Here is a 26,116-nt window from a genome sequence, read left to right as displayed (position 1 = left end):
GCGGGGACGCGGGTGCCGCGGCGCCGCCCGGGTACCCGCGGTGCATGGCGTACGACCACGAAGGACCACAGCTCCCGTCGGCCCGCGGTCCGCTCTCCGCGGCCGTCCGGGAGTACCTGCTCACCGGGGGCGGGCTGCCGTCCGCGGAGGCCGTGGCCGCCGCGGACCCCTACGGCGACGACCTCCAGCTCGCCCTGTACCAGTGCTACGAGCTGCACTACCGGGGCTTCGCCGGGGTGCCCCCCGACCGTGAATGGGACCCCGGCCTGCTGGGTCTGCGCGCGGCGCTGGAGCACCGCTTCCTGGCCGCGCTGCGGGCCGGCACCGAGGTCCACGACAGCGTGGAGGACGCGGTCGGCGAGCTGCTCGTCGAGCCCGCCGACGGCGAGGGGGTCACCCACTTCCTGCGGGACGAGGGCGAGCTGTGGCATCTGCGGGAGTACGCGGCCCAGCGTTCCCTGTACCACCTGAAGGAGGCCGACCCGCACGCGTGGGTGCTGCCCCGGCTGTGGGGCCGGGCCAAGGCGGCGATGGCGGCCGTGGAGTTCGACGAGTACGGCGGCGGCCGTGCCGACCGGGTGCACGCCGGCCTGTTCGCCGACCTCATGGCGGACCTGGGCCTGGACACCACGTACGGGCGCCATCTCGACACGGCCTGCGCGGAATGCCTGGCCACGGTGAACATGATGTCCCTGTTCGGCCTGCACCGGGCGCTGCGGGGCGCCCTGGTCGGCCACTTCGCGGCCGTGGAGATCACCTCGTCGCCCGGTTCCCGCCGGCTCGCCGAGGCGATGCGGCGCACCGGCGCCGGACCGGCCGCCGAGCGCTTCTACGACGAGCACGTCGAGGCCGACGCCGTCCACGAGCAGGTCGTGCGCCACGAGGTGATCGGCGGTCTGCTGGAGCAGGAGCCCGAGCTCGCGCCGGACGTCGTCTTCGGCATCGACGCCACCGGGCACGTCGAGGAACGCTTCGCCGCCCGGCTGCTCACCGACTGGCGGGCCGGCCGGTCGTCACTGCACGCTCCCCCGTCCTCATGAGCCACCCATCTTTCGCAACCGCCGGGGTAGACGCAGGCTCGTGAAGCCCTTGGTGCCTCCGGGCGTCTACGCCCCCCAGCAGGACACGGCGCTGCTGGCCCGGGCCCTGTCCGACGAGTCGGTCCCCGTGGGCGCGGCCGTCCTCGACGTCGGGACCGGCACGGGCGCGCTGGCCCTGGCGGCCGCGCGCCGGGGCGGCCGGGTGACCGCGGTGGACGTCTCGTGGCGGGCGGTCTTCGCCGCCCGGGTGAACGCGGCGCGGGCCGGACTGCGCATCAGGGTGCTGCACGGAGACCTCTTCGCCCCCGTGCGGGGTGAGTCGTTCGACCTCGTCCTGGCCAATCCGCCGTACGTTCCGGCGCCCGGCGGCCGCCGCCGGCCACGCGGTGCGGCCCGGGCCTGGGACGCGGGGCCCAACGGCCGGATGGTCCTGGACGGGATCTGCCGGGAGGTCCCCTCCCTGTTGCGTCCCGGCGGTGTGCTGCTGCTCGTGCAGTCGGCGCTGAGCGATCCCGGCCGGACCGTCGGGCAACTGCGTGCGGCCGGTCTGAAGGCCGCGGTGGTCCGGCGGGCCCGGATCGCGTTCGGTCCCGTGATGCGCGGCCGGGAGCGGTGGCTGCGGCAGCGGGGCCTGCTGTCCACGACCGACCAAGAGGAGGAGCTGGTGATCATCCGTGCCGAACTCGCCGTCTGACACCCCCCGCCGGATCACGGTCCAGCGCCGGGGCCCACTGCTGGTGGAGGGCCCGGTGGAGATCGAACTGGAGGACGGTACGACGGTGTACTCCGACCGTTTCCGGGTCGCCCTGTGCACCTGCCGTCGCAGCCGCCGCTATCCCTGGTGCGACACCAGTCACCGCGCCAGGTCGTCCGGGGCCGCTGAGGCCCCCGGGCCCCGGGGCTGATCCGCGGATGACCCGGGGAACGGCGGACGGCCCCACTCCGTCCGCCGCCCCCGGTGCGGGACCGCTGCGGCCGCGCGGCGGCGCTCGCACTCCCCAGCAGCGAGCGGCCGGTCACCCCGCGCGGGCCGGGCGGTCCCGGTCCCTCAGAACGTGAAGACGCTCGCGCTGTGGGCGTTCTTCACGCACTCGTTGGCGAAGGTGCGTTCGTAGGAGACGCGCTTGCCCTCCCAGACCCCGTCGACGGTGACGACCACGGGGGCGTACTCCCGGGTGCACAGCACGTCGGCGTCGGCCGAGAGAGCGTCGAGGTCGCCCTGTGCGCCCTGCAGCTCGGCGCAGGCGAGGGCGGGCGCCGGATGGGTGCCGGAGACCGTCGGAGCGCAGGTCAGGGTGACCGCGCGTACCGGTGTGGCGGTGGCAGCGCTCTCTCCGTGCCCGATGGTCAGCACGAGGGCCGAAGGGGCGTGGAGCGACGCGGGGGCGGTGCCCGGGGAGGCGAGGGCGGCCCCGGCGAGGGGCCCGCAGACGGCGGTGGCCGTCAGACCCAGAGTCGCTGCCCAGCGCGCGGTGTTCCGCATTGTGTGCATCCTTCCGCTCGGTTCGAGGGTGTGCCGGCCCGGCTCGGTCGGTGCCGGGACGGCGAGCGCGAGTCTGCCGAGTCCGCCGCCGGAGCACACCTCGACCCCATGCGTTTCAGTAACCTTGCGTGTTGAATCAGTGGCGGGAAGTCACGGAATTCGAACGTTCCAAGTCCGTATCCGGGCGGTTCTTGATCGCCCGAACCGGCTGGATGGCGTGATCCACACGTTCGGCAATCGGCCTGAAACATTCCGCGCAGGCCCGTCCGCCCCCGCTCTGGCCGCCTGACCTACCGGCGAGTATGGTCGCGGCGGCGCGAGCTCGACGACGAGAGGCGGGGTACGGGATGGCGAAGCACTGGGCGGACTTCCAGTACGAGATCTACCTGAACGGGATGACGGGCGCCGTGCCGCGGCTGCCCACCGACCTGACCCGGCTGGAACGGCTCACCGAGCAGCGGCTCGGCCCCGGGCCCGTCGGGTACGTGGCGGGCAGCGCGGGCAACGGCAGCACGGCCCGCGCCAACCGGGCGGCGCTGGACCGCCGGCGGATCGTGCCGCGGATGCTGCGGGACGTACGGGAGCGGGACCTCTCGGTCGAGGTGCTGGGGCGCGCACTGCCCGCCCCGCTGGCGCTGGCACCGGTCGGCGTACTGTCGATCATGCATCCGGACGCCGAGCCGGCCGCCGCGCGGGCCGCCGCCGCGCAGGGCGTGCCGTACATCCTGTCCTCCGCCTCCAGCACGCCCATGGAGCAGGTCGCGGAGGCGATGGGCGACGCGGAGCGCTGGTTCCAGCTGTACTGGCCCAAGGACCGCGAGGTGGCCCGCAGCTTCCTGGACCGGGCGAAGGCAGCCGGCTACTCGGCGCTGTTCGTCACGCTGGACACGCCGCTGCTGTCCTGGCGCCCGCGCGACCTCGACCAGGCGTACCTGCCGTTCCTGCACGGCGTGGGCACCGCCAACTACTTCTCCGACCCGGCGTTCCGGGCGGGGCTCGCCAAACCGGTGCACGAGGATCCGAACGCGGCGGTGATGCACTTCGTCGGCATGTTCGCCGACCCCGGCAAGACCTGGCCGGATCTGGCGTTCCTGCGGGAGAACTGGGACGGTCCGATCGTGCTGAAGGGCATCCTGCACCCGGACGACGCCCGGCTCGCCGCCGACGCCGGGATGGACGGCATGGTGGTCTCCAACCACGGCGGCCGGCAGGTGGCCGGCTCCGTCGCGGCCGCCGACGCGCTGCCCCGCGTGGCGGAGGCGGTCGGCGACCGGCTCACCGTGCTGTTCGACAGCGGCGTCCGCACCGGCGACGACGTCTTCAAGGCGCTCGCGCTCGGTGCGCGGGCGGTGCTCCTCGGCCGCCCGTACGTCTACGGGCTCGGCCTGGACGGGCAGGCGGGCGTCGAGCACGTCGTCCGCTGTCTGCTCGCCGAACTCGACCTCACCCTCGCCCTGTCCGGACACGCCTCACCGGCCACGCCCGGCCCCGCCGACCTCACCGAGGCCCCCGCCTGACCGACCAGGGCGCCTCACCCCTCGGAGGCGAACACCCCGGGGCACCGCCGGCCCCGCCCGTGCCCGGCCCCTGCCACGCCAGGCACCGCGGCGGCGCGCCCTCACGTACACATCCACACACGCGGCGACCGCACCGGGGCCGGGCTCACCACGTGCCCGCTCGACGACGCGGACACGTCACTGCCGCATGATGCGCCGAGACCATCGCCGAGCAACCCCACGGCACCGGCCGACGCCGCCCCACGGGTCACACACGCGTGGCCACCCCGTGGACGCCCGCGCGTGCGGGCCGGCGTCCGCGGGTCAGGCGCGGGCCGGGGACGGTTGCGCGGGACGGGGGTGGGGGGTGTCGGTGCCGGCGCGTGACAGTGCCGCCTCGGCGGCCGGTGCCGGCTCGGTCCGCCAGCGCTGTCCGGTGGAGCCGTCGTGGACCTTGACCACCACGTCGGCGCCCGGATCGCCGGTGGTGGCGGCGAGGGCGAGCTGCTTCTGCCAGCGGGGCAGCAGCGCGCCCTGCGCGGTCAGGTCGTAGCGCACGTCGTCGCCCCGCCCGGTGCCCGCGTCGGCGCAGGTGCCGAGCACGACGACTCCGGCGTCCGCCCGCGAGTCCAGACAGAGCCCCGGGTCGGCGACGCTGCGCAGCAGTCCGTCGTCCTCGTACGTCCACTGCTGCGTCCACGCCCGGGAGCACCGCTCCAGCCGTGCGCCCGCCCCGGCCTTCGGCTCGCCCCGGACGTCGAGGCAGAGGCCGGCGGCGACGTTGCGCAGCCGTGTGCGGTCCGACGCCGGGGGCAGATCCGCGGTGCCGGGCGGCTTCGGACGGCTCGTGCCGGATGCCGTGCCGCGGCCGTCGACGGCACTGGTGGACGCGGCCGGATCGGCGCCGCCCCCGTCGTACGACCACACGCTCACCACGAGGACGATCGCCAGCACCCCCGCCGAGGCGGCGCCGACGCCCCTGAGCACGGAGCGCGGCGAGCGCGGACCGGCCGGGGCGCGGCGGACGGGCACGGGGATCCGGGCCAGCAGACCGGGGCGCCCGCCGCGGTGCCGGGCGACGCCGTGGCCTCGCGCGCCCGGCGCCCTGCGGCCCGGCCGGGAGTCGAGGTAGCGCCGGGCCCCCCAGCCGAGCACCGCCTCGGCGATCAGCGTGCCCAACCCCCGCTCGAAATGGCCGAGTTGTTCGGCCGCGTGCCGGCAGTGGCGGCAGTCCGCCAGATGTCTGCGCACGTCCGGCAGCAGGGTGCCGCCCCGGCGGATCGGGACGTCGAGGAGGCGGTTGTGGAAGCGGCAGTCCTGGGTGGGCGCGAGTTGCCGATGGGCGTGCACACATCCCTCGCGGAATTTCTCACGCGCCTGTTCGAGGGTGACCGTCGCCGTGTCGGTGTCCATGCCGAGCAGGCCCGCCGGGACGTCTATCGGCTCACCCTCGACCTCCGTGTGCCAGAGCAAACAGCGGGCGGGTCCGGGAAGGGACGCGAAGGACCGGGCGGCCAGGGTGCGGTTCTCCGGCGTCAGGGACTTCGCCGCGCGCATGCCGCGTCCGCCGGCGGGTTTGAGCAGCTCCGGCAGGGCGCCGGACGTCCGGTCGTCGGCGGACCACTGCCGGACCGTGTCCCGCACGGCCACCAGCAGGCGCGGGCGCAGCGCGGTGGCCGGTTCGCCCTGGGCGAGGCGGTCCAGGACACGGTGCCAGGCGGCGGCGGTGACCATGGCGGTGACGTGCGCCGAGGAGGCCAGGCAGATGGCCGCGTAGTCGTGGGCGGACTGCCAGTGCCGCGCCATCAGCAGCGCGGCGGACCGGGCGGCCTCACTCTCCGGCAGGTCCCTGAGCCGGGCGGCCAGGATCTCGTCGGACTCCCCGGGATCCCCTTCGCCAGGGGGGTGATGGGGACGAGGGGGGTGGGGGGTGGGCACTGAGAACTTTTCCTTCCCACGCGCAAATAACACAGAAGTTCCGGTCGCCGAAAAGGACTCAGGGATTGGCGTGTTCGAGTGCCTCACTCTGGCACAGGGCGCTCATGGTCAACAAGGCGCCCGGGCAACATCCGCGGCCCGTGGAAAGAGGGCCGGTTTCCGCGGCAACTCACCTGGACCGAAAGCGGTTTTCGGCATTCCGGCGGCGGATCTCATATCTGCCAGGAGCGCAGCCGGTCCGCCGCGCCGTAGACGTCGGTCTCGCCGGAGATCAGATCGCGTGCGAGGTCGACCAGTGCGCCGTAGGGCGGGTCGATGCCGGCACCGCTGACGAACATGTACGCCACGGCCGTGGCGCAGGCGAACCGGGCGTTGGCCGACGGCAGGGGCCGGAGCACGGCGAGCGTGTGCAACAGGGCGGCGGCCCGCCAGGCCGGGTCGGAGTTCACGCCGAGCCGGGGCGGGTCGACGCGGTGCCGGGCGACGGCGGCGACCAGCGCGGAGAAGTCGTTGATGACGGGCTGCTCGGGCAGCACCTCCTCATGGCGCTGGAGCAGCCAGGGCACGTCGATGTGGAGGACCTGTGCCATGGGTCAGGCGGCCCGCCCCTCGCCCCTGGCGGGCGGTTCGTCGTCGGGGAAGGCGGCCGCGAACTCGTCGGCGTGTGCCTGGAAGAAGCGGCGGAAGGCCTCCGCGCCCTCCTGCAGCGCCCGGTGCCGGGCGATGTCGGCGGCGGCGGCCTCCCGCACGAGGGCCTTCATCGACGTACCGCGTTCCTTGGCGATCTGCCGCAGGTCCTCGAGTTCGCGGTCGCTGAACTCCACGTTCAGAGCTGGCATGCCCCCACGGTACCGCGCGGGGTACTGACCAGTAAATATGCGCAGGTCAGACCGGTGTTCGAGCGGTACCGCAGGGGTGAGGACCAGCGGCTCAGCCCTGGTCCGCCACGAAGGACGCCATCCGGGCCAGCGCCGCGTTCCAGTTGATGGTGTGCTCGTTGGTCGACCAGGACTGGATGTCGTCGATGAAGCAGAACTGGCCGACGCAGCCCTGGAGCTTGCTCTGGGCGAAGGGGTCCTGGATGTTCGAGTTCGGGCCGCCCGAGAGGGTGCCGTCCGGCGGGTTCGGCAGGGCCGGGTCGAGCTGGTGGGCGTACCAGCGGCTGTGCTGGTTGTGGGCGTTGACCTCGCCGTAGCCGGTGACGTACGAGATGTTCAGCGCGTTGCGGCCCAGGATGTAGTCCAGGCTCTGGAGCGCGCCGTCACGGTACTTGGCGGCACCGGTGATGTCGTGGGCGGTGGCCAGGACGACCGCGTTGTTGAGGATCTGGTGGCTGGAGCCCCAGTCGTACCTGTTGTCGGCGGGCGCGTAGGGCATGCCGTACGGCTGGGCCTTCAGCGTGGCCAGATAGCGGTCGGCGCCCTGGACGACGGAGCGGCGCACCCGGTCCGCGCCGGGGAGCCGGCTGGGCACGGTCGCCAGGTCCAGGCGCCCGGCGGCGGCCGTCCGCGCCCAGTCGAAGCCCAGCGGGCCGAAGATGTCGGCCGTGTGGACCGGGGACCGGAGCACGTACGTCTCGAAGGGCTTCTCCCCCGTGGTCAGGTACAGCTCGGCCGCCGCCCAGTAGAACTCGTCCTCGACGCTGCCGTCGGGGTAGGCGCCGCCGCCGATGCCGTCGGTCTCGTCGGCGAGCACGTCCGGGTGGTCGAGGGCCGCGGCCCAGGCCTTGCGGGCGGCCTCCAGCGCGCGTTCCGCGAACTGGCGGTCGTAGGGCCGGTAGAGGCGGGCCGCCTGGGCCGCGGTGGCCGCCAGGTTGAGGGTGGCCGCGGTGGTCGGCGGGTGCAGTTCGCGCTTCTGGGGGTCGTCGCTCGGCAGCAGCGGCAGCCCGGTCCACTGCTCGTCGTGGATCTTGTGGTGGGCCATGCCGGCCAGCGGCTGCCCCTCGGGCACCTGCATCTTCAGCAGGAACTCCAGCTCCCAGCGGACCTCGTCCAGGAGGTCCGGCACCTTGTTGCCGCTCTCGGGGATGCGGAGCGTGCCGTCGCCGAGCCTCGCCGGCTCGCCGGTGCGGGCGTGCAGCGAGCGCTCGTAGGTGCTCAGCAGTTCCCAGGTGGAGATGCCGCCGTTGACGACGTACTTGCCGTGGTCGCCGGCGTCGTACCAGCCGCCGGAGACGTCCAGGCGGTAGTCGCACTCGCCGGGCCGGCACGGCACGTCCGTGTCGCCCTGGTTGGGCGCCACGCCCACGTGTCCGGCGGGGCGGGCGTAGCCCGGGCGCAGGTCGTCGCGTATGGGCGTGCCGCTGCGCTGCGTGTAGTAGTACTTCAGGGAGTCCAGGCGCAGCCGCTCGTACGCGGCGGTGCCGATGTCGAACGGGCGGCTGGTCTCCCCGTCGGCGACCAGCGTGAGGCCCTCGCCGCGCTGGCGGTAGCCGCCGAAGTCGATCGAGTGGACGTTCTGCCCGGAGGAGGCGTCGACGCCGCGGGGCACGGTCCAGCCGCCGGCGACCACCCGGCCGTCGCCGTTCTTCAGCTGCCAGCGCAGCCTGGAGGTGGCGTCGGTGACGAGCGTGGCGTTCTTCGGCCCGGTCGGCAGGTAGGCGACCTGGTTGACCCGGACGCGGGGCCCGGTGTCGGGTTCGTAGGGCTCGGGCGTCACGCCGCCCAGGAGGGACACGTCGTCCATGCAGAAGCGCCAGGGCTCGGCGCTGCCGCCGAGCTGGAACCCGACCTGGCCCTGGGTGGTGTCGACGGGTGAGGTGAAGGTGTACGAGTAGGTGTTGCCCGAGACGCTGAGCTGCGGGCTGACCTCGTAGTAGGTGTCGTAGGGCGCCACCGACAGGCCCACAATGGCCCGGACGACGTGGTCCGCGGGGGTGCCGTCCGCGGAGAAGGAGAACCGGTACGACTCCCCCTTCACCAGGGTGATGTCGTTCTGGCCGACGGCGGCGTCCCAGCGGTTGGCGGTGCCGCCGGGGACGTCGGCGCAGAGCCGGCCGCCGGCCGGGTCGGCGGTGACGTTGCTCGTGGTCCACCACGACTCGGTGCCGTTGTCGAAGGTGCCGTTCCTGACCTGTTCCGTCTCGTCCGCGCCCGCCGGGGCGGCGGGCAGCGCGGTGAGGGCCGCCGCCAGCAGGGCCGTCAGCGGCAGCAGTGCGGTTCTGCGTCTTTTCACGTCTGGGCTCCTCGGGGGAGGTGGCGTGGGTGGCGCTCGATCGCATGGGAGCGCTCCCAACAGCGGATCGCAGGCCATGTTTGTTGCAGGCATGACACTCCGTCAACGGTCCGGACCGGACTACTGCGCCGCGCACCGGGGTTGGCCGGCCGAGCCGGAGGGTCCGGGGTCCGCGCGGACCCGGGAAGCACTAGGCTGGAACTCAAGTGACGCGCCTGTTCACTGTGAGTGTGCGCAATGGAGTGGCGACGATGAGCCCGGTCAACCCGTTCGAGGATGCCGCCACGGCCCGGGTCGTCATCGACGACGCCGGGACGCTGCAGGAGTGGGGCGAGGGCGCGCGCCGCCTGCTGGGCCATCCGGCGGCGGACGTCGTGGGGCGCCCCGCCGCCGAACTGCTGGCCGACGGCGGTGAGGGCACGCCTCCCGGGTCCGGTGACGACCGCTGGAGCGGCACGCTGGCGCTGCGGCACCGCGACGGGCACACCGTGTCCGTGTGGGTGCTCGCCACCCGCACGGAACCGGAGGACGGCGGTCCGGGCGCCTGGCTCGCCGTCTCCCCGCTGGACACCGGCCCCGCGCAGCCGGACGACCCGCTGATCAGAGCGGCCCTGACCCAGTCGCCCTGCGCCACCATGATCTTCGACCACCGGCTGCGGCTGCGCGGCGTCAACGACGCCATGGCGCGGCTGATGCGGCTGCCGGCCGACCGGGTCCGCGGTCTGCGGGCCACCGACCTCAGCGGCCGGCCGCAGAACGCGGAACTCGAACGGCACATGGAACAGGTGCTCGCCACCGGCCGGCGGTACGACATGCACACGCATATGAAGGCCCCCGGCGAGAGCCGCGCCCACCCGTGGCTCGCCCGCATCGCCCCGCTCACCGACGGCGGACAGGTGCGGGGGGTCTGTGTGAGCGCGCACGACTTCACCGAGCAGCACCTCGCCCGGGAGCGGCTGCACCTGGTCAACGAGGCCAGTGCGCGCATCGGCACCACGCTCGACGTCACCCGCACCGCGCAGGAGCTCGCCGACGTGTGCGTCCCCACGCTCGCCGACTTCGTCAGCGTCGACCTGCTCGACCCGCCGGAGTGCGGCGGCGAGCCCGTCGGCGTGCCGGCGCCGCCGGTCGGCCTGCGCCGGTCGGCCCACCGGTCGATCACCCCGGGGTGCCCCGAGGCGGTGGCCGAGCCGGGGCAGCTGGCCGTCTATCCGGCCGGCTCCCCGCAGGCCGAGTCGCTGCTCGCGGGACACGCGATCGTGGCCGCGGTGCCCTCCGGCGATCCCGAACTGCGGCGGAAGTGGGACCCCGTCCGCCTGCAGCGGGTCGTGGACCTCGGCATCCACTCCGTGATGTCCGTCCCGCTGCAGGCCCGCGGCACGACCCTCGGGGTCGCGGTCTTCATCCGGTACCGGCGGCCGTACCCGTTCAGCCACGACGACGTGCTGCTGGCCGAGGACGTCACGGCGCGCGCCGCCGTCTGCATCGACAACGCCCGCCGCTACTCCCGGGAGCGCGAGACGACACTGACCCTCCAGCGCAGTCTGCTGCCCCGGTCGCTGTCGTCCACGGCAGCGGTGGAGGTGGCCTCCCGCTACCTGCCGGCCGCCAGCTCCGGGGTGGGCGGCGACTGGTTCGACGTCATCCCGCTGTCCGGGATGCGGGTCGCCATGGTCGTCGGGGACGTCGTCGGACAGGGCATCCAGGCGTCGGCCACGATGGGCCGGCTGCGCACCGCCGTCCGCACGCTCGCCGACATCGACCTGCCCCCCGACGAGCTGCTCACCCACCTCGACGACCTGGTGGTGCGGCTCTCGGAGGAGTCCGGCGGCGACGGCACCGGCGAGGTCGGCGCCACCTGTCTGTACGCGGTCTACGACCCGGTGTCGCGGCGCTGCACGCTGGCCCGGGCCGGGCATCCGCCGCCGGTGCTGATCCCGCCCGACGGCCCGCCCCGGCAGGTCGAGCTGCCCTCGGGACCGCCGCTGGGCGTGGGCGGCCTGCCGTTCGAGTCCGCCGAGCTCGAACTGCGTGAGGGCACGGTGCTGTCGTTCTACACCGACGGGCTGGTCAAGGGCCGGGAGCGGGACGCCGACGCCGGCCGGGAGCTGCTCTGCGAGTCCCTGACGCCCTCCCCCGGTTCACTGGACGCCACCTGCGACCGGATCCTGCACGCCCTGCTGCCGCCGGGCGGCGCCGCCGACGACGTCGCGCTGCTGCTGGCCCGCCCCCGGGGGCTGCCCCCCGACCAGGTCGCCACCTGGGACATCCCGGCCGACCCGGCGCTGGTCGCCCCGATCCGCAAGCAGGTCCTCGACCAGCTGTCCGCCTGGAGGCTGCTGGAGGCGTCCTTCACCGCCGAGCTGGTGGTGAGCGAGCTGGTCACCAACGCCATCCGGTACGGCGCCCCGCCCATCCGGCTGCGGCTGATCCACGACGCGACGACGCTGATCTGCGAGGTGTCCGACACCAGCCACACGGCTCCGCACCTGCGCCGGGCCAAGACCTGGGACGAGGGCGGGCGCGGTCTGCTGCTGGTGGCCCAGCTCACCCAGCGCTGGGGCAGCCGGCACACGCCCTCGGGCAAGACGATCTGGGCGGAGCTGGCCCTGATCGAGGAGGTGTGAGCGGCGGTTTCCGCGCCCGTGTGACGGGACACTCCAAGGAACGGGGCCGCGTCGCCCGCCCACGGGCCGGCCCCCGCCCGACGGCCCCGGGAGTCTGGAGAAGCCATGGCGAAGACGTCACCGCCCGTGCACCGGGCGCCCCTGCTCGCGGCCGCGGTGGCGGCGCTCGGCCTGCTCACCGCCTGCGGCACCGACGGCGGCACGGTGGACGCCCCGCGGCCCAGCCAGGTCGACCGCGCCACGCACACGGACAGCGGCACCGACGGCACACCGGCGTCCCGCTCCGTGCCCAGCGACAGCGCCGGGTCGGCGTCCGCCTCCGCCCGCACCGACGGCCGCTGCCACACCTTCGAGCTGCGCGCCTCCGTCGGCCGCCTCGACCCGGGCGCGGGGCAGCGGAACTTCCCGGTCGTCCTGACCAACACCTCGGACCGCACCTGCACCCTGTACGGCTATCCCGGCGCCGCCTTCGTCGGCGCGTCCGGAAGGCAGCTGGGCCCGGACCCCCGGCGCGCGCCCGCCTCGCCGGAGACGGTCACCCTGCCGCCGGGACGGAGCGCCTGGGCGGGGCTGTCGTTCGCCAGCCCGGAGATCAGCAGGGCCCGTACCGCCACTCCGGCGACGCTGCTCGTCACCCCGCCGGACGAGCGGGACTCCCTGGAGGTCCCGTGGACGGCCGGTGCGGTGCCGGTGGGCGGCGACGAGTCGTCGGTGTCCGTCACCGTCCTGGAGGCCGGCACGGGCCCGTGATCCGCGCGGGTCAGTGGCCGGCGATCGGGTGCGGCACGTAGGGCCGCTCCAGTTCCTCGATCTCCTTGTCGCTCAGCCGGAGTCCGACGGCGGCCACGGCGTCCTCGAGGTGTCCCGGCCGGGACGCGCCGACGATCGGCGCCGTCACGGTGTCCTGGTGCAGCAGCCAGGCGAGGGCCACCTGGGCGCGCGGGACGCCGCGGTCGCCGGCGATGCGGGTGACCGCCTCGACGACGGCACGGTCGCCCTCCTGGTAGAGGGTGCTGCCGAAATTGTCCGTGGCGCTGCGCCCGGTGGTGCTGCCCCAGTCGCGGGTGAGGCGGCCGCGGGCGAGGGGGCTCCAGGGCAGTACGCCCACGCCCTGGTCGGCGCAGAGGGGCAGCATCTCGCGCTCCTCCTCGCGGTAGAGGAGGTTGTAGTGGTTCTGCATGGACACGAAACGGGTCCAGCCGTGCAGTTCGGCGGTGTACTGGGCCTTGGAGAACTGCCAGGCGTACATCGAACTGGCCCCGATGTAGCGCACCTTGCCCGCCTTGACCAGGTCGTGGAGGGCCTCCATGGTCTCCTCGATCGGCGTGTGCGGGTCCCAGCGGTGGATCTGGTAGAGGTCGACGTAGTCGGTGCCGAGCCGCCGCAGGCTGTGGTCGATCTCGGTCATGATCGCCTTGCGGGACAGACCGCCGCCGTTGGGCCCGGGCCGCATGCGGCCGTGCACCTTGGTCGCCAGCACGACGTCGTCACGGCGGGCGAAGTCGGCGAGCGCCCGGCCGACGATCTCCTCGCTGGTGCCGTCGGAGTAGACGTTGGCGGTGTCGAAGAAGGTGATGCCCGCCTCCAGCGCCTGCCGTATCAGCGGCCGCGAGGCCTCCTCGTCGAGGGTCCACTCGTGCGTGCCGCGGTCGGGGACGCCGTAGGTCATGCAGCCCAGACAGATCCGCGACACGTCCAGGCCCGTCGAACCGAGCTTCACGTACTCCATCGTTGCTGCTCCTGTCTTCGGGATGATCGCTGCCAGGGGCGAGCGTACGTGTTCGTGTGCGCTCGAACCCCGGCCGGATCACTGCCGTCCGTCGAGCAGGTCCAGCGCCCGCTCCCAGGCGAACTCCGGCCGGGCGCCGTCCTGCGCGGGCTGTCCGGCGTACGGCTCGCCGAAGCGGACGCCCATGCCGCGCAGCCGTGCCAGGCTCTCCCGGTACGCGGGATGGGCCGCCAGCGCGTCGGCCACGCACGGCAGGACGGCGACGGGGACGCCGAGGCCGCTCGCCTCGCACAGGGTGGCCACGGCGAGGGTGTCGGCCATTCCGGCGGCCCACTTGTTGACCGTGTTGAAGGTGGCGGGCGCGACCACGACGGCGTCGGGCGGCGGGAACGGGCGGGGGTCGCCGGGGCGGCGCCAGGCGGAGCGGATCGGGCGGCCGGTCTGTGCCTGAACGGCCTCGGTGTCGAAGAAGCCGCCCATGGCGGCCGGCGTCGCGATCACGCCGACCTCCCAGTCGCGCTCCTGCGCGGCGGTGATCAGCTTGCTGACGTCCGCGGCGATGCCGGCGGCGCAGACGACGACGTAGAGGAACCGCCGGTCGGCGTTCGGGGCCTGTTCGCTCACGCCGGAACCCTACTGAACGGGTCCGGAGAACGGACAGGGGCCGCCCCTGCTCCGCCGTGGGACGGGGCCGTCGGCGCCGGCCGGCTGTCAGCGCACGGCCTCCGGCACGGTGATGGCTCCCACGGGGCAGGCCCGGGCCGCCTCCCGCACCAGCGGGCTGCCGCCGCCGTCCTCCCGGCCGGGCAGCAGCGTGCTGTAGCCCTCGTCGTCCTGGGTGAAGACCTCCGGCGCGGTCAGGGCGCACTGGCCCGCGCCGATGCAGAGGTCCTTGTCGATGGTGATACGCGTGTCACTGTGCATGTCCGGAGCCTCCTACCAGGCCACGGGGAGTTCCAGCATCCCCTGGATCGTGTCGCCGGGTTTGAAGGGGATCTCCTCGGCGGGAGCGGCCAGGCGCAGCGTGGGCAGCCTCTCGAAGAGGGTGTGCAGGGCGATCTCCAGTTCGGCGCGGGCGAGGTTCTGGCCGAGGCACTGGTGGATGCCGAAGCCGAAGGCGACGTGGTGGCGGGCCGGGCGGTGCCAGTCGAGGGTGTCCGGCTCGGGGTAGAGGGTCTCGTCGCGGTTGATGACGGAGGTCGAGAAGACGACGCCGTCACCGGCTCTGATCGTCTGCCCCGCCACCTCGATGTCCTCGGTGGCCAGCCGCAGCAGGCCGTCCGCGATCGACAGCACGCGCATCAGTTCCTCGACCGCGCCGGGCAGCAGCGAGGGGTCGGCTCGCAGCTCGGCCAGGCGTTCGGGGTGCTGCAGCAGCGTGTAGGTGCCGAGGGAGATCATGTTGGCGGTCGTCTCGTGGCCGGCGACGAGCAGGATGACCGCCAGGGCGACCAGTTCCCCGCGGTCGGCCGGGCCGTCGTCCGGCTGCCTGCGCACCAGGTCGTCCAGCAGTCCCGTGCCGGGCTCCCGCCGTTTGCGGTCGATCAGCTCGCCCAGGTACGCCTCCAGCCGGTCGCGGGCGTCCTGGGACTCGGCGGCCGTGGGTCCGCGCAGCAGCCGCCGGGACTGCGCCTCGAAGAAGTCGTGGTCGTCGTAGGGGACGCCGAGCAGCGCGCAGATCACCATCGAGGGCACGGGCAGTGCGAAGGCGTTCACCAGCTCGGCGGGCGGGCCCTGGGCGATCATCGCGTCGAGGCGTTCGTCCACGATCCGCTGGATCCGCGGGCGGAGGGCGGCGATGCGTTTGAGGGTGAACTCGGGCTGCACCGTCTTCCGCTGGGCGCGGTGCTCGGGGTCGTCGACGCCCAGCAGCGCGGTCCTGCGGCTGCGCACGGCGAAGCGTGCCGTCGTGACGGGGAAGCCGTCGCGGGTGCGGTCGGTCGACAGGCGCTGGTCGGCCAGGAGCCGGCGGGCGGTCTCGTGCCCGGTGACCAGCCAGGCCGTGCGGCCGTCGTAGAGGGTGACGCGGGCCAGTGGCCGGGTGGCGCGCAGGGCGTCGTAGGCGGCGGGCGGGTGGTAGGGGCAGGTCCGGTCCTGGGGGTAGGCGACGGGGTGGTTCGTGTCCGTCATGGAAGACCTCGCAGACGAAGTGTGCGTCGTGCCGTCCTCATTAGATGCCCGGGGCATCTAATCGGCGACGGGTACTTCGGCCAGATCGGTGCCGGGAGCGAACTGGCCGGGCATCGCCCCCGGACGGGCGGCGCGACGGCCGCGCGGCGGGCGCCGGCCGCGGCGTGACCGTCCTCGTAGCCATGATGACCGGCCCCGGGGCCGTCCCGCACGGCCGGCCGCGAGGGCGGACGTGGCGCGATGAGGGCGCTCGGGGGCCGGGACGACCTGCCGGATCCCGCCGGGCACCGGTGTCCCGTCCGGTGGCGCGGGGGCCGCGGAACGCCTCCGCGGACGGGACGATCGTGCGGCCGTGGGCGGTTCACGGGCGGAATGGGGTAGGGATGGAACCCGCACCGGTCGGTTCCATACACGGTGCCCGTAAGCCGTTACGACGCGACGATGGGACGGATGCCATGCCTCTTGAGGGCGAGTACGAACCCAGCCCGACGCAGTGGGTGCGCGAGCAGGTGGAGCTGTACGAGAGTTCCGGCGGCACCAAGGGGACGACGCTGCTGGACACGGGCCTGCCCGTGATCGTGCTGACCACCCTGGGCGCCCGCAGCGGCAAAATCCGCAAGACGCCGCTGATGCGGGTCGAGCACGAGGGACGCTACGCCGTGGTCGCCTCCCTGGGCGGGGCGCCCAAGCACCCGGTCTGGTACCACAACATCAAGGCCCATCCCCACGTGGAGCTGCAGGACGGTCCGGTCAAGCAGGACATGACGGCCCGTGAGGTCACCGGCGCGGAGAAGGCCGAGTGGTGGGAGCGGGCCGTCGCCGCCTATCCGCCGTACGCCGACTACCAGAAGAAGACGGACCGGGAGATCCCGGTCTTCGTCCTGGAACCGGCCGGCGGGAGCTGATCCACGGGCGGGAGGCGATTTTCCCGGGCCCTCGCGCATGGACCGGCGTCCGCCGGGCACACGTGGGTCAGGCCCCGCCGCGTTCCCCCGTCGCGGCGGGGCTTTCCTCTGCCTCCCGCGCGGGGCGGTCGGTCACGTCGAGGAAGATCTGCTCCGCCTGGGGGACGGTGCGCGCGATGGACCGCTTGATGCGGACGGCGGCCTCCTCGACCCGCTCGCTGTCCAGGCCGGGCACCAGGTCGACGCGGGCGGCCACCAGGGCGGAGTCGAGTCCCGTCTTCATCGTGAACAGCGCCTCGACGCTGTCGATCTCCGGCTGCGCCTGCAGCAGGGCACGGATCCGGCCGCTGGCCTCCGGATCGGCGGCCTCGCCGATCAGCTGGTCACGGGCCTCGCGGCCGAGCCGGTAGGCGACGTACACGAGCAGCGCGCCGATGGCGAGCGAGGCGCACGCCTCCCACACCACCTGCCCGGTGACCAGGTGCAGCACCATGCCGATCGCGGCGAGGGTCACGCCGAGCACCGCGGTGCCGTCCTCGGCGACGACCGTGCGCAGGGCCGGGTCGCGCAGGCCGGCGGACCGCCCGCCCTGCCGTCGCACCTGGTGCAGGGCGCGCAGCAGCGAGGCGCTCTCGGCGACGAAGGCGACGGCGAGCACGACCAGTCCGGCCACGTAGCCGCCGAGGTCCTCCCGCGCGCCCGTCCGCAGGGCCTCGACGCCCTGGAAGAACGAGAAGCAGCCGCCCATCACGAAGATCCCGACGGCCGCCAGCAGCGACCAGAAGAACCGCTCCTTCCCGTAGCCGAAGGGATGCCGCCGGTCGGGCGGGCGACGGCTGCGGCGCAGGGCGGCGAGGAGGAAGACCTCGTTGAGGCTGTCGGCCACCGAGTGCGCCGCTTCGGACAGCAGGGCCGGCGATCCGGCGAGGAAGCCGCCGGCGGCCTTGGCCGCCGCGATCACCAGGTTGGCCGCCAGGGCCACCAGCACGGTGACACGTGTCCTGCGATCCGGCTTCCGGCCCGTCCCGGCGCTCGAAGATGTCCCGCTCACCTTCGCCGTCTGCCCCGGCCGGGGCGGCTCACACCCGCGTTCGGACGGCTCACCAGTGCCGATGGCCGAAAACGGGGAACGTGTCCACCAGGGCACACCACCACAGGAGGGCGCATGAGCGGCGACAGCGCGCAGTTCGGCAACAGCGCGTACGGCAGGAAGGCGTTCAAGCGGTCCAGGAGCCACTTCGCGGACCGGATCACCGCGGACGGCCGGGACGGCTGGCCGGTGGAGGCGGGCCGCTACCGTCTGGTGGTCAGCCGCGCCTGTCCGTGGGCGAGCCGGGCACTGGTCTCCCGGCGGCTGCTGGGCCTGGAGGACGCCCTGTCCCTGGCGATCGCCGACCCGATCCAGGACGACCGCAGCTGGCGGTTCACACTGGACCCGGACGGCCGCGATCCGGTCCTCGGCATCCGCTTCCTCAGCGAGGCGTACGACCGGCGGGAGACCGGGTACCCGGGCGGGGTGAGCGTGCCGGCGATCGTGGACGTGCCCAGCGGAAAGCTGGTCACCAACGACTTCCAGCAGATCACGCTGGACCTCGCGACCGAGTGGACCGCCCTGCACCGGCCGGGGGCGCCCGACCTGTATCCGCGGGCACGGCGCGACGAGATCGACGAGGTGATGGCGGGCGTCTACGAGGACGTCAACAACGGTGTGTACCGGGCGGGTTTCGCCACGGGCCAGGAAGAGTACGAGGCCGCCTGCTCGGGCGTGTTCCGGCGGCTGGAACAGCTGACGCCGAGGCTGGAGAGGCAGCGCTACCTGGTCGGCGACACGATCACGGAGGCGGACATCCGGCTGTTCACCACGCTGGTCCGCTTCGACGCCGTCTACCACGGCCACTTCAAGTGCAACCGCTGGAAACTGACGGAGAATCCGGTGCTGTGGGCGTACGTCCGCGACCTCTTCCAGACGCCGGGATTCGGCGACACCGTCGACTTCGACCACATCAAGCGCCACTACTACCAGGTGCACACCGGCATCAACCCGACGGCCGTCGTCCCGCTCGGCCCGGACCTGTCCGGCTGGCTCACGCCCCATCACCGCGAGGAGCTGGGCGGCCGGCCGTTCGGCGAGGGCACACCACCGAAACCGGTCCGCGCCGAGGAGGAGGTCCCGGCCCGGGGCAGGCCCTGACCGCCCCCTTCCCAGGCCCCGTTCCGCTCACCGACCGAAGGAGATCCCCGTGGGCAAGAAAAAGAAGAAGCTCCCCCTCGCCTACAAGCCCGTCGGCTTCGTGCTCGGCTGGGCGGGCGGCGCGCTGGCCGGGATGGCCTTCCAGAAGACGTGGAAGATCATGCGGCACGAGGACGACGCGCCCGACGCGCTGGACCCGGACCGCGGCTGGGGGGAGATTCTGCTGGCCGCCGCGGTCCAGGGCGCCATCTTCGCGGTGGTGCGCAGCGCCGTGGACCGTACGGGTGCCAAGGCCATCGCACGCTCGACCGGTGTCTGGCCGACGAAGGAAGCGGGCGGGCGGGACTGACCGCAGCCCGTCCCTCCCGCCGCACCGCGGCGCCGACGGCACGCGGGCAGGGCCTCAGCCCTGCTTGGGTGCCGTCGGCGCCATGCGGCGCAAGGTGAAGGAGTGACCCGCCGGGTCGGCGAAGCCGCGCTCCTCGTAGGGACCCGGGGCGTCCTTCGCCTCCAGCGGGCGCCCGCCGAGGCCGACGACGCCCCGCTCGGCCGCGTCCAGGTCCTCCACCACGAAGTCCAGATGGGCCTGGAGGGAGTTCTCGGGGCGGGGCCAGCTCGGCGGGGTGGCGTTCGCGTCCCGCCGGAACGCCATGCGGAAGCCGTCGGCTCCCCTGATCTCGATCCGGTTGGCGCTCACCTCCGTGTGCTGCGCGCCCAGCAGCGCCGTGTAGAACTCGGCGAGCTTCTCGGGCTCGGCGCAGTCGAGCACCACGACGCCCGCGTTCACCAGTGCCATGTCTCCTCCGAAGGGTCACGGGGACGGGACGGTCGTGTCCCGTCGCCCCGTACCTTGCGGATGTCCCGTCCGGCCGCGTTCACTCGGCCACCGGCCGTCGCTGACACGCCGTCAGCCGTGCCTCGGCCGCCTCCAGCAGCAGCTCCAGGGCCGCGGGGTAGGAGCTGCGGGGCATGTCGGCGACGAGGTGGCGCGCCGTCGCCGCGATGTTGGGGTGGGTGCCGGCGGGCAGCCGGGCGTACGTCGCGCGCCACACCGACGCCTCCGCGGCGCGGGCGGGCCCGGGCAGTGCGGTGGAGGCCGAGTCGAGGGCGCCGAAGGCGAGGGTCTGGTCGACGAAGGCGTGGTAGATCCGCACCGCCTCGGCGTCGGGGAAGCCGGCGCCGCGCAGCACACCGAGGATGGCCTCCACGGCCTCGATCTCGTGCACGCGCCCGGTCACCCGGTAGGAGCTGAGGACGGCCGCCCGGGGGTGGGCGAGCGCCCCGGCGTGCATGCGCAGGCCGAGTTCGCGCAGGTCGGCGCGCCAGTCACCGGTGGGGTTCCAGGTGCGCAGGGTACGCCCGATCAGTTCGTCGGCGATGGCGAGCATCAGATCGTCGGTGTGCCGGAAGTACCGGTAGAGCGAGCTGGGGTCGGCCCCCAGGGCCCGGCCGAGGCGGCGGACGGACAGGGCGTCGGCGCCGTGTTCCTCGATCAGCCTGAGGGCCGTGGCGACGATCAGTTCCTCCGACAGCACGACGCCCTGTTTGGTGGGCCGTCTGCGCCGCCGGGCGGCGGGCGGGACGACGCGCTCGGTCATGACATGCCTCCTGCGGTGCCGTGGACAGCCGTGTGCGCACCTTATGACAACAGCGTTGACCTGTTGAGTACCCGGGCAGTTTCATGTGCGGTCACCGGGGCCGACCGGGCCCCCTGGTGCGAGCGGAGACCCGGCATGACCGACGAGCCCTACGGCAGCGACCCACCGGCGCGGCCCGTGCTGCGCAAGTCCCTCGGCGTGGTCGACGGCATCGCGATCGCCGCGTCCAGCACGGCCGCGACCACCAGCATCGGCATCGGCCTGGGCGTCACGGCCGGGGTGGTCGGGCTGCACCTGCCCGCGATCATGCTGCTGGCGTTCCTGCCGGTGCTGGGCATCGCGGGGGCCTACGCCCGGCTGAACCGCGTGGAGCCGAACGCGGGCAACGGCTATGTGTGGGTGGGGCGTTCGCTCAGCCCCTGGCTGGGTTTCCTGGTCGGCTGGGTGAACATCGTGGCGACGGTGGCCTTCCTCGCGTACACCACGGCGGTCACCGGGTCGGCGCTGATCCAGCTCGCCCAGGACGCCGGGGCGCACCGCGTGGGCGGCCTGGTACTGGATCCGGGGTCGACGGCGCAGACCACGGCGCTGGGCGTCGTGGTGCTGGCGGCGGTGACGCTGACCGCCGTGCGGGGTGTGCGGACGGCTGCGCGGCTGCAGACCGGGCTGCTGGTCTTCGAGTACGTGGTCCTGCTCGGCTTCTGCGGCTACGGCATCGTCACCGGCCCGCACCCCTTCAGCCTCTCCTGGTTCGACCCGTTCGCGATCCCGTCGGCCACCGCACTGGCCCAGGGGCTGCTGCTGACGGTGTTCTGCTACTGGGGCTTCGAGACCGCGTTCAGCGTCGGCGAGGAGGTGCGCGACTCCCGGGACGCCTCCCGCGCCGGACTGATCACCCTGGTGACGATGCTGGGGCTGTTCCTGCTGGGCTCGGTCGCCTTCCAGCGCGTGCTGTCCGAGGAAGAGCTGGCGGGCCACGGCGCCGAGGGGCTGGCGTACTTCGGAGAGCGGCTCGCCGCCCAGCCGCTGGCGGCGCTCCCGCTGGTGGCGCTGATGTTCTCGGCGGTCGCCTCGCTGCAGGCCGGGGTGATCCCGACGGCACGGGGGATGTTCGCGATGAGCCGGGACCGTACGCTCGGTCCGGTGTGGTCCAGGGTCAGTGCCCGGTACGGGACACCGGCCGTCGGCACACTGCTGGTCGGCGCGCTGGCGACGGCGGTCGCGGCGCTCGCCCTGGTCGTCCCGCGCCTGGCCGACATGATCATGGCGACGGTCAACGCCGTGGGGATCGTGGTCTCCCTGTCGTACGCGCTCACGGCGCTGGCGGCGGCCGTGCGCTTCCGCTCCCTGCTGCGCGAGGACTGGCGGCAGGGGCTGCGCGCGGTGGTGCTGCCCGCGCTGAGCGCGGCCGTGCTGCTCGCCCTCGGCGGTTACCTCGGCTGGTCGTTCTACAGATCCGCCGACCATCTGGAGGTCAGCCCCGACAACGGCTGGTTCCTGCTGCTCACTCCCCTGGTGATGATCGCGTCGGGCCTGGTGGCCGCCGCGTGGGCCAAGTGGGTGCGCAGATCGCCGTACTTCCGCACCGGCGAGGGCACCGACGCCGACGCGCCCCGCCTGGTCCCGGCCCCCGAGTGACAAGCCCCGTTCCCCCAGCGACAAGGAAGTGACCATGCACGCCGACCTGCTCTTCACCGGCGGACCCGTCCTCACCCCCGAGGGACGCACGGCGACGGCCGTGGCCGTCACCGGTGACCGCGTCACCGCCGTCGGGCACGACGAGGTCCGTGACCTCGCCGGGCCGCGCACGGAGGTCGTCGACCTCGCCGGGCGGCTGCTGCTGCCCGGCTTCCAGGACGCGCACGTCCATCCGATGCCCGCGGGCCTGGAGCTCGGCCGGTGCGACCTGACCGGGACCCGGACCGCCGAGGAGACCGTCGCCGCGGTCCGGGCCTACGCGGCCGCGCATCCGGAACAGGAGTGGATCACCGGCGGCGGCTGGTCCATGGAGGCGTTCGCGGGCGGTACGCCGGCCAAGGAGCTGCTGGACGCGGCCGTTCCCGACCGGCCGGTCTACCTGCCCAACCGCGACCACCACGGCGCCTGGGTCAACAGCAGGGCCCTCGAACGCGCCGGCATCGGCCGCGACACGCCCGACCCGGCCGACGGACGGATCGACCGGGACGCCGCCGGTGAGCCGAGCGGGACGCTGCAGGAGGGCGCGATGCAACTGGTCGGGCGGCTCACCCCGCCGGCCGGGCCCGCCGAGCGGCTGGCGGCGCTGCTGCGCGCCCAGCGGCATCTGCACGCGCTCGGCATCACGGCCTGGCAGGACGCGCTCGTCGGGGACTTCCTCGGCATGGAGGACCCGTCGCAGGCGTATCTGGCCGCCGCCCGCGCCGGCTCGCTCACCGCACGGGTCGTCGGCGCGCTGTGGTGGGACCGGGAGCGCGGGGCCGAGCAGATCCCCGAACTCGTCGAGCGGCGGGCGGCGCTGACCCACGGCCGGTTCCGCGCGACCAGCGTCAAGCTGATGCTGGACGGAGTCGCCGAGACGGGCACCGCCGCCCTGCTGGACCCGTACCTGGACGGGTGCGGCTGCGCCACCGCCAACCGGGGCACGGCCTTCCTGGACCCGCAGGAGCTGCCCGAGTACGTGGCGGAACTCGACGCGCTCGGGTTCCAGTGCCACTTCCACGCGCTCGGTGACCGGGCGGTGCGCGACGCCCTGGACGCGGTCGAGGCGGCCAGGCGGGCGAACGGGCCGAGCGAGACCCGGCCGCACCTCGCGCACCTCCAGGTGGTGCACCCCGACGACGTGCCGCGCTTCGCCCGGCTCGGCGCCACCGCCACCGTCCAGCCGCTGTGGGCCGCCCACGAGCCGCAGATGGACGAGCTGACGATCCCGTTCCTGGGGCCCGAACGGGCCGCCCGGCAGTACCCGTTCGGCGCACTGCTCGCCTCCGGCGCCCGGCTCGCGGCGGGCAGCGACTGGCCGGTCAGCAGCCCGGACCCGCTGCAGGGGATCCATGTCGCGGTGAACCGGGTCGGACCGGACGGCGACGCGCCGGTGTTCCTGCCGGAGCAGCGCATCGGCCTGGCGGCGGCCCTGACGGCGTACACGGCGGGTTCGGCGTACGTGAACCACCTCGACGACACCGGCCGGGTGTGCGCGGGGGCCCTGGCGGACCTCGTCGTCCTGGACCGCGACCCGTTCGCCGGACCCCTGGAGGAGATCGCGTCGACGCGGGTGGCGCTGACGTACGTGGGAGGCGAGAGGGTCTACGCGGCTGCCGAGGTGTGAGCGCGCCGCGACCGCGCCGTGGCACGGGCGAGCGCGAGCGGGCAGGCTGGGTCACCATGGACGACGTGAACATGATGCGAGCCATCAGCCAGGACGTCCTCGGCGGTCCCGAGGTCCTGAAGGAAGTACGGCTGGAGCGGCCCGAACCGCGCCCCAACGAGGTGCTGGTGCGCGTGCGGGCCGCCGGAGTGAACCCCACGGACTGGAAGCACCGGGCGAACGGCGGCTTCCTCGGTGCGCCGCCCTTCGTGCTGGGCTGGGACGTCTCCGGCGTGGTGGAGGCGGTGGGGATCGGGGTCGCCGCGTTCCGGCCGGGCGACGAGGTCTTCGGCATGCTGTCCTACCCGTTCGGGCACGGCTCCCACGCGGAGTACGTCACGGCCCCGGCGCGCACCTTCACGCACAAGCCGGCCGGGATCGACCACGTCCAGGCCGGGGCGCTCCCGCTGGTCTCGCTGACCGCCTGGCAGGCCCTGGTGGAGCGGGCGGACCTCCGTCAGGGGCAGCGGGTGCTGATCCACGCGGCGGCCGGCGGCGTGGGCCATGTGGCCGTGCAGATCGCCAAGGCCCGGGGTGCGCACGTGATCGGCACCGCCAGCGCGGGCAAGCACGACTTCCTGCGCTCCATCGGCGTGGACGAGCCGCTGGACTACCGGGAGACGGACTTCGCGGAGGCCGTGAAGGACGTCGACGTCGTCCTGGACACGATCGGCGGCGAGACCTCCGTCCGGTCGCTGCGCGTGCTGCGCCCGGGCGGGGTGGTGGTGTCGATCCTGCCGATCGGGTCGGACGACTTCTACGAGGAGGCCGAGCGGCTCGGCGTACGGGCGGTCCGGATGCTCGTCGACGCCGACCGGAGCGACATGCGGGAGATCGCCGGTCTGGTCGAGGCGGGCGGGCTGCGCGCCACGATCGCGCAGACGTTCCCGCTGGCCGACGCCGCCCGGGCGCACGCCGCCGGCGAGACCGGGCGCACCACCGGCAAGCTGGTGCTCGTGGTCGACTGACCGACCGGCTCTGAGAATTCGATGACATATGTCAATCGAACATGCTCAAATTCATTCCATCGAGGGTAACTTGCTGGGTGAGCAAGGCTGTTGGAGTCACCTGTGGTTCCCGCAGTCCCCCCACCCGCAGGCTGGAGGCGTTGTCGTCGTGCGGCAGGAATCCGCGTCGCCCACCCGGCATCTGCGTGTTCATCGCCACCGGGGTCACACGGTGCTGGAGTTCCGGGGTGAGATCGACATCGCATCGGCCGCGGAGATCGCCCCGCATCTGGACCGGGAGACGGGGCGTCCCGGCGCCCGGATCGTGATCGACCTGCGCCGGATCGAGTTCTTCGACTGCTCCGGACTGCGGCTGCTGTACCGGGCCCGCCACCAGGTGCTCGAACAGGGCGGCCAGGTGCACCTGGTGTGCACCCACCCCCTGACGCTGCGCATGCTGCGGATCACCGGTCTGGCGGGGATGCTGCCCCCGCGGCCGACCCTGGAGGAGGTGCTCGGCGTCAGTCTGCCGGCGGCGCGTCGAACAGGGCGCTGACCGACTCGCCGTTGTGGATGCGGCGCACGGCCTCGGCGAGCGCGGGGGCGATGGACAGGATCCGCAGCTTGTCCGTGTGGTCGTCGGCGGGCACCGGCACCGTGTTGGTGCACACGATCTCCAGCACCTCCGGCTGCTCGCTGAGCCGCTTGAGGGCACCGGCCGCGAACAGCCCGTGCGTACAGGCGAGCCGGACGCTGCGCGGGCCGGCCTCCCGCAGCCGGTCGAGGAGTTCCAGGACGGTGCTGCCCTTGGCGATCTCGTCGTCGAGCACGATGACGTCGCGGCCGGCGACGTCGCCGATGACGGCGCTGATGGTGACCCGGTCGTCGGCGTACCGCTGCTTGGCGCCCGCGGCGACCTGGGCGCCGAGCATCCGGGCGAAGGCGGCGGCCTCCTTGGCGTTGCCGAGGTCCGGCGAGACGACCGTCGTACGGGACAGGTCGTACCGGCGGAAGTGCGCGGCCAGTTCACGCAGCGCGTGCAGGTGGTCGACGGGCACCGAGAAGAATCCGTGCACCTGCGGCGAGTGCAGCGTCATGGCCAGCACCCGGCCGGCGCCGGCCGCCACCAGCAGGTCGGCGACCAGCCGCCCGCCCAGGGAGATGCGGGGTGCGTCCTTCTTGTCGGAGCGGGCGTAGGAGTAGTGCGGCATCACGACCGTGATGCGCCCGGCCGAGGCCCCGCGGGCCGCGTCGCACATCAGCAGCAGTTCGACGAGGTGCTCCTGGACCGGTCTGACCAGCGGCTGGATCAGGAAGACGTCGCGTTCGCGGCAGTTGGCCCGCAGCTGCACCTCCAGACAGTCGTTGGCGAACCGGCTGACCCGGGTGGGGCTGAGGGGAACGCCGAGGTGGGCGCAGACCTCCTCGGCCAGGTCGGGGTGGGCACTACCGCTGAACACGGCGATGTCTCGCACGGACCGCTCCTCGCGTGATCCTGTCCGGCCGGGAATCTCA

The 26,116-nt window shown here is 73.5% G+C and carries 26 protein-coding genes; 13 read left to right on the top strand and 13 right to left on the bottom strand.

Features of this window, described 5'->3' with window-relative positions; translation table 11 throughout:
- Positions 1 to 44: 44 nt before the first annotated feature.
- From H0H10_RS13530 to H0H10_RS13520, 3 genes are read left to right on the top strand one after another with little or no spacing between them, the layout of a single operon-like run.
- On the top strand, positions 45 to 1,040 hold the full coding sequence (locus H0H10_RS13530; RefSeq protein ID WP_188181178.1) for an iron-containing redox enzyme family protein: 996 nt from the start codon (positions 45 to 47) through the stop codon (positions 1,038 to 1,040).
- A 40-nt stretch (positions 1,041 to 1,080) separates the two neighbouring features.
- Positions 1,081 to 1,734 (top strand): HemK2/MTQ2 family protein methyltransferase, encoded by a 654-nt coding sequence (locus tag H0H10_RS13525; RefSeq protein WP_309141784.1) that lies wholly within the window; start codon positions 1,081 to 1,083, stop codon positions 1,732 to 1,734.
- Positions 1,715 to 1,945 carry a CDGSH iron-sulfur domain-containing protein gene (locus H0H10_RS13520; protein ID WP_188181177.1) on the top strand — a complete coding sequence of 77 codons (231 nt, stop codon included), beginning with the start codon at positions 1,715 to 1,717 and terminating at the stop codon, positions 1,943 to 1,945. Before H0H10_RS13525 ends, H0H10_RS13520 begins: the two co-directional genes overlap by 20 nt.
- Before the next feature lie 143 nt (positions 1,946 to 2,088).
- On the opposite strand, the gene H0H10_RS13515 is transcribed toward H0H10_RS13520, so the two are convergent.
- A complete protein-coding gene (locus tag H0H10_RS13515; RefSeq protein WP_188181176.1) occupies positions 2,089 to 2,523 on the bottom strand; it encodes a protease inhibitor in 435 nt (144 codons plus the stop codon).
- A 347-nt stretch (positions 2,524 to 2,870) separates the two neighbouring features.
- Between H0H10_RS13515 and H0H10_RS13510 the strand changes: the two genes are divergently transcribed.
- Positions 2,871 to 4,040 carry a lactate 2-monooxygenase gene (locus H0H10_RS13510; protein WP_188181175.1) on the top strand — a complete coding sequence of 390 codons (1,170 nt, stop codon included), beginning with the start codon at positions 2,871 to 2,873 and terminating at the stop codon, positions 4,038 to 4,040.
- Between the two features lie 303 nt (positions 4,041 to 4,343).
- Here H0H10_RS13510 and H0H10_RS13505 read toward each other — a convergent pair whose 3' ends face one another.
- The 4 genes from H0H10_RS13505 to H0H10_RS13490 form a co-directional block, all read right to left on the bottom strand.
- Entirely contained in the window at positions 4,344 to 5,957 is a 1,614-nt protein-coding gene (locus tag H0H10_RS13505) for an RICIN domain-containing protein (protein WP_188181174.1), read from the bottom strand.
- 212 nt (positions 5,958 to 6,169) lie between these two features.
- Positions 6,170 to 6,547, bottom strand: coding sequence for a toxin Doc (locus H0H10_RS13500; RefSeq protein WP_188181173.1), 378 nt, complete (start codon positions 6,545 to 6,547; stop codon positions 6,170 to 6,172).
- Between the two features lie 3 nt (positions 6,548 to 6,550).
- The gene (locus H0H10_RS13495; RefSeq protein WP_188181172.1) at positions 6,551 to 6,796 is read right to left on the bottom strand and encodes a hypothetical protein; all 246 of its coding nucleotides are present in this window, start codon (positions 6,794 to 6,796) and stop codon (positions 6,551 to 6,553) included.
- 91 nt (positions 6,797 to 6,887) lie between these two features.
- A complete protein-coding gene (locus tag H0H10_RS13490; RefSeq protein ID WP_188181171.1) occupies positions 6,888 to 9,131 on the bottom strand; it encodes a glycoside hydrolase family 9 protein in 2,244 nt (747 codons plus the stop codon).
- 251 nt (positions 9,132 to 9,382) lie between these two features.
- Here H0H10_RS13490 and H0H10_RS13485 point away from each other — a divergent pair, with 251 nt between their 5' ends.
- Both H0H10_RS13485 and H0H10_RS13480 read left to right on the top strand, forming a co-directional pair.
- On the top strand, positions 9,383 to 11,758 hold the full coding sequence (locus H0H10_RS13485; protein WP_188181170.1) for a SpoIIE family protein phosphatase: 2,376 nt from the start codon (positions 9,383 to 9,385) through the stop codon (positions 11,756 to 11,758).
- A 105-nt stretch (positions 11,759 to 11,863) separates the two neighbouring features.
- Positions 11,864 to 12,508 carry a DUF4232 domain-containing protein gene (locus H0H10_RS13480; protein ID WP_188181169.1) on the top strand — a complete coding sequence of 215 codons (645 nt, stop codon included), beginning with the start codon at positions 11,864 to 11,866 and terminating at the stop codon, positions 12,506 to 12,508.
- 10 nt (positions 12,509 to 12,518) lie between these two features.
- Here H0H10_RS13480 and H0H10_RS13475 read toward each other — a convergent pair whose 3' ends face one another.
- The 4 genes from H0H10_RS13475 to H0H10_RS13460 form a co-directional block, all read right to left on the bottom strand.
- Positions 12,519 to 13,487, bottom strand: coding sequence for an aldo/keto reductase (locus tag H0H10_RS13475; protein WP_188181168.1), 969 nt, complete (start codon positions 13,485 to 13,487; stop codon positions 12,519 to 12,521).
- A 78-nt stretch (positions 13,488 to 13,565) separates the two neighbouring features.
- Positions 13,566 to 14,111 carry a flavoprotein gene (locus H0H10_RS13470; protein ID WP_188181167.1) on the bottom strand — a complete coding sequence of 182 codons (546 nt, stop codon included), beginning with the start codon at positions 14,109 to 14,111 and terminating at the stop codon, positions 13,566 to 13,568.
- An 87-nt stretch (positions 14,112 to 14,198) separates the two neighbouring features.
- Positions 14,199 to 14,411 carry a ferredoxin gene (locus H0H10_RS13465; RefSeq protein WP_188181166.1) on the bottom strand — a complete coding sequence of 71 codons (213 nt, stop codon included), beginning with the start codon at positions 14,409 to 14,411 and terminating at the stop codon, positions 14,199 to 14,201.
- A gap of 12 nt (positions 14,412 to 14,423) precedes the next feature.
- Positions 14,424 to 15,617: a cytochrome P450 gene (locus H0H10_RS13460; protein WP_188181165.1), complete on the bottom strand. Its 1,194-nt coding sequence runs from the start codon at positions 15,615 to 15,617 to the stop codon at positions 14,424 to 14,426.
- A 455-nt stretch (positions 15,618 to 16,072) separates the two neighbouring features.
- Between H0H10_RS13460 and H0H10_RS13455 the strand changes: the two genes are divergently transcribed.
- Entirely contained in the window at positions 16,073 to 16,522 is a 450-nt protein-coding gene (locus H0H10_RS13455) for a nitroreductase family deazaflavin-dependent oxidoreductase (RefSeq protein ID WP_188181164.1), read from the top strand.
- Between the two features lie 67 nt (positions 16,523 to 16,589).
- Here the strand turns inward: H0H10_RS13455 and H0H10_RS13450 are convergent, their stop codons facing one another.
- Positions 16,590 to 17,510 (bottom strand): cation diffusion facilitator family transporter, encoded by a 921-nt coding sequence (locus H0H10_RS13450; RefSeq protein WP_188181163.1) that lies wholly within the window; start codon positions 17,508 to 17,510, stop codon positions 16,590 to 16,592.
- Positions 17,511 to 17,687: 177 nt separating this feature from the next.
- On the opposite strand from H0H10_RS13450, the gene H0H10_RS13445 reads away from it, so the two are divergent.
- Positions 17,688 to 18,713 (top strand): glutathione S-transferase family protein, encoded by a 1,026-nt coding sequence (locus tag H0H10_RS13445; protein ID WP_188181162.1) that lies wholly within the window; start codon positions 17,688 to 17,690, stop codon positions 18,711 to 18,713.
- A gap of 49 nt (positions 18,714 to 18,762) precedes the next feature.
- Positions 18,763 to 19,062: a DUF4235 domain-containing protein gene (locus H0H10_RS13440; RefSeq protein WP_188181161.1), complete on the top strand. Its 300-nt coding sequence runs from the start codon at positions 18,763 to 18,765 to the stop codon at positions 19,060 to 19,062.
- A gap of 54 nt (positions 19,063 to 19,116) precedes the next feature.
- Here the strand turns inward: H0H10_RS13440 and H0H10_RS13435 are convergent, their stop codons facing one another.
- Positions 19,117 to 19,509: a VOC family protein gene (locus tag H0H10_RS13435; protein ID WP_188181160.1), complete on the bottom strand. Its 393-nt coding sequence runs from the start codon at positions 19,507 to 19,509 to the stop codon at positions 19,117 to 19,119.
- A gap of 79 nt (positions 19,510 to 19,588) precedes the next feature.
- Positions 19,589 to 20,311 carry a TetR/AcrR family transcriptional regulator gene (locus H0H10_RS13430; RefSeq protein ID WP_188181159.1) on the bottom strand — a complete coding sequence of 241 codons (723 nt, stop codon included), beginning with the start codon at positions 20,309 to 20,311 and terminating at the stop codon, positions 19,589 to 19,591.
- Between the two features lie 135 nt (positions 20,312 to 20,446).
- Here H0H10_RS13430 and H0H10_RS13425 point away from each other — a divergent pair, with 135 nt between their 5' ends.
- The 4 genes from H0H10_RS13425 (at position 20,447) to H0H10_RS13410 (ending at position 25,157) form a co-directional block, all read left to right on the top strand.
- Positions 20,447 to 21,949 (top strand): APC family permease, encoded by a 1,503-nt coding sequence (locus H0H10_RS13425; protein WP_188181158.1) that lies wholly within the window; start codon positions 20,447 to 20,449, stop codon positions 21,947 to 21,949.
- 34 nt (positions 21,950 to 21,983) lie between these two features.
- Complete coding sequence (locus H0H10_RS13420) at positions 21,984 to 23,615, top strand: amidohydrolase (protein WP_188181157.1); 1,632 nt, start codon at positions 21,984 to 21,986, stop codon at positions 23,613 to 23,615.
- Between the two features lie 56 nt (positions 23,616 to 23,671).
- Positions 23,672 to 24,622 carry an NADP-dependent oxidoreductase gene (locus H0H10_RS13415; RefSeq protein ID WP_188181156.1) on the top strand — a complete coding sequence of 317 codons (951 nt, stop codon included), beginning with the start codon at positions 23,672 to 23,674 and terminating at the stop codon, positions 24,620 to 24,622.
- A 148-nt stretch (positions 24,623 to 24,770) separates the two neighbouring features.
- Complete coding sequence (locus tag H0H10_RS13410) at positions 24,771 to 25,157, top strand: anti-sigma factor antagonist (protein ID WP_188181155.1); 387 nt, start codon at positions 24,771 to 24,773, stop codon at positions 25,155 to 25,157.
- On the opposite strand, the gene H0H10_RS13405 is transcribed toward H0H10_RS13410, so the two are convergent.
- Positions 25,123 to 26,076: a ribose-phosphate diphosphokinase gene (locus tag H0H10_RS13405; protein ID WP_188181154.1), complete on the bottom strand. Its 954-nt coding sequence runs from the start codon at positions 26,074 to 26,076 to the stop codon at positions 25,123 to 25,125. The two genes, H0H10_RS13410 and H0H10_RS13405, sit on opposite strands and share 35 nt — an antisense overlap.
- Positions 26,077 to 26,116 lie beyond the last annotated feature (40 nt).

The organism is Streptomyces griseicoloratus (genome assembly GCF_014534645.1).
In the GTDB taxonomy this organism is placed as follows: Bacteria; Actinomycetota; Actinomycetes; order Streptomycetales; family Streptomycetaceae; genus Streptomyces; species Streptomyces griseicoloratus.
The sequence above is the reverse complement of the archived record's forward strand: the minus strand, read 5'-3'. Positions and strand labels throughout refer to the sequence as shown.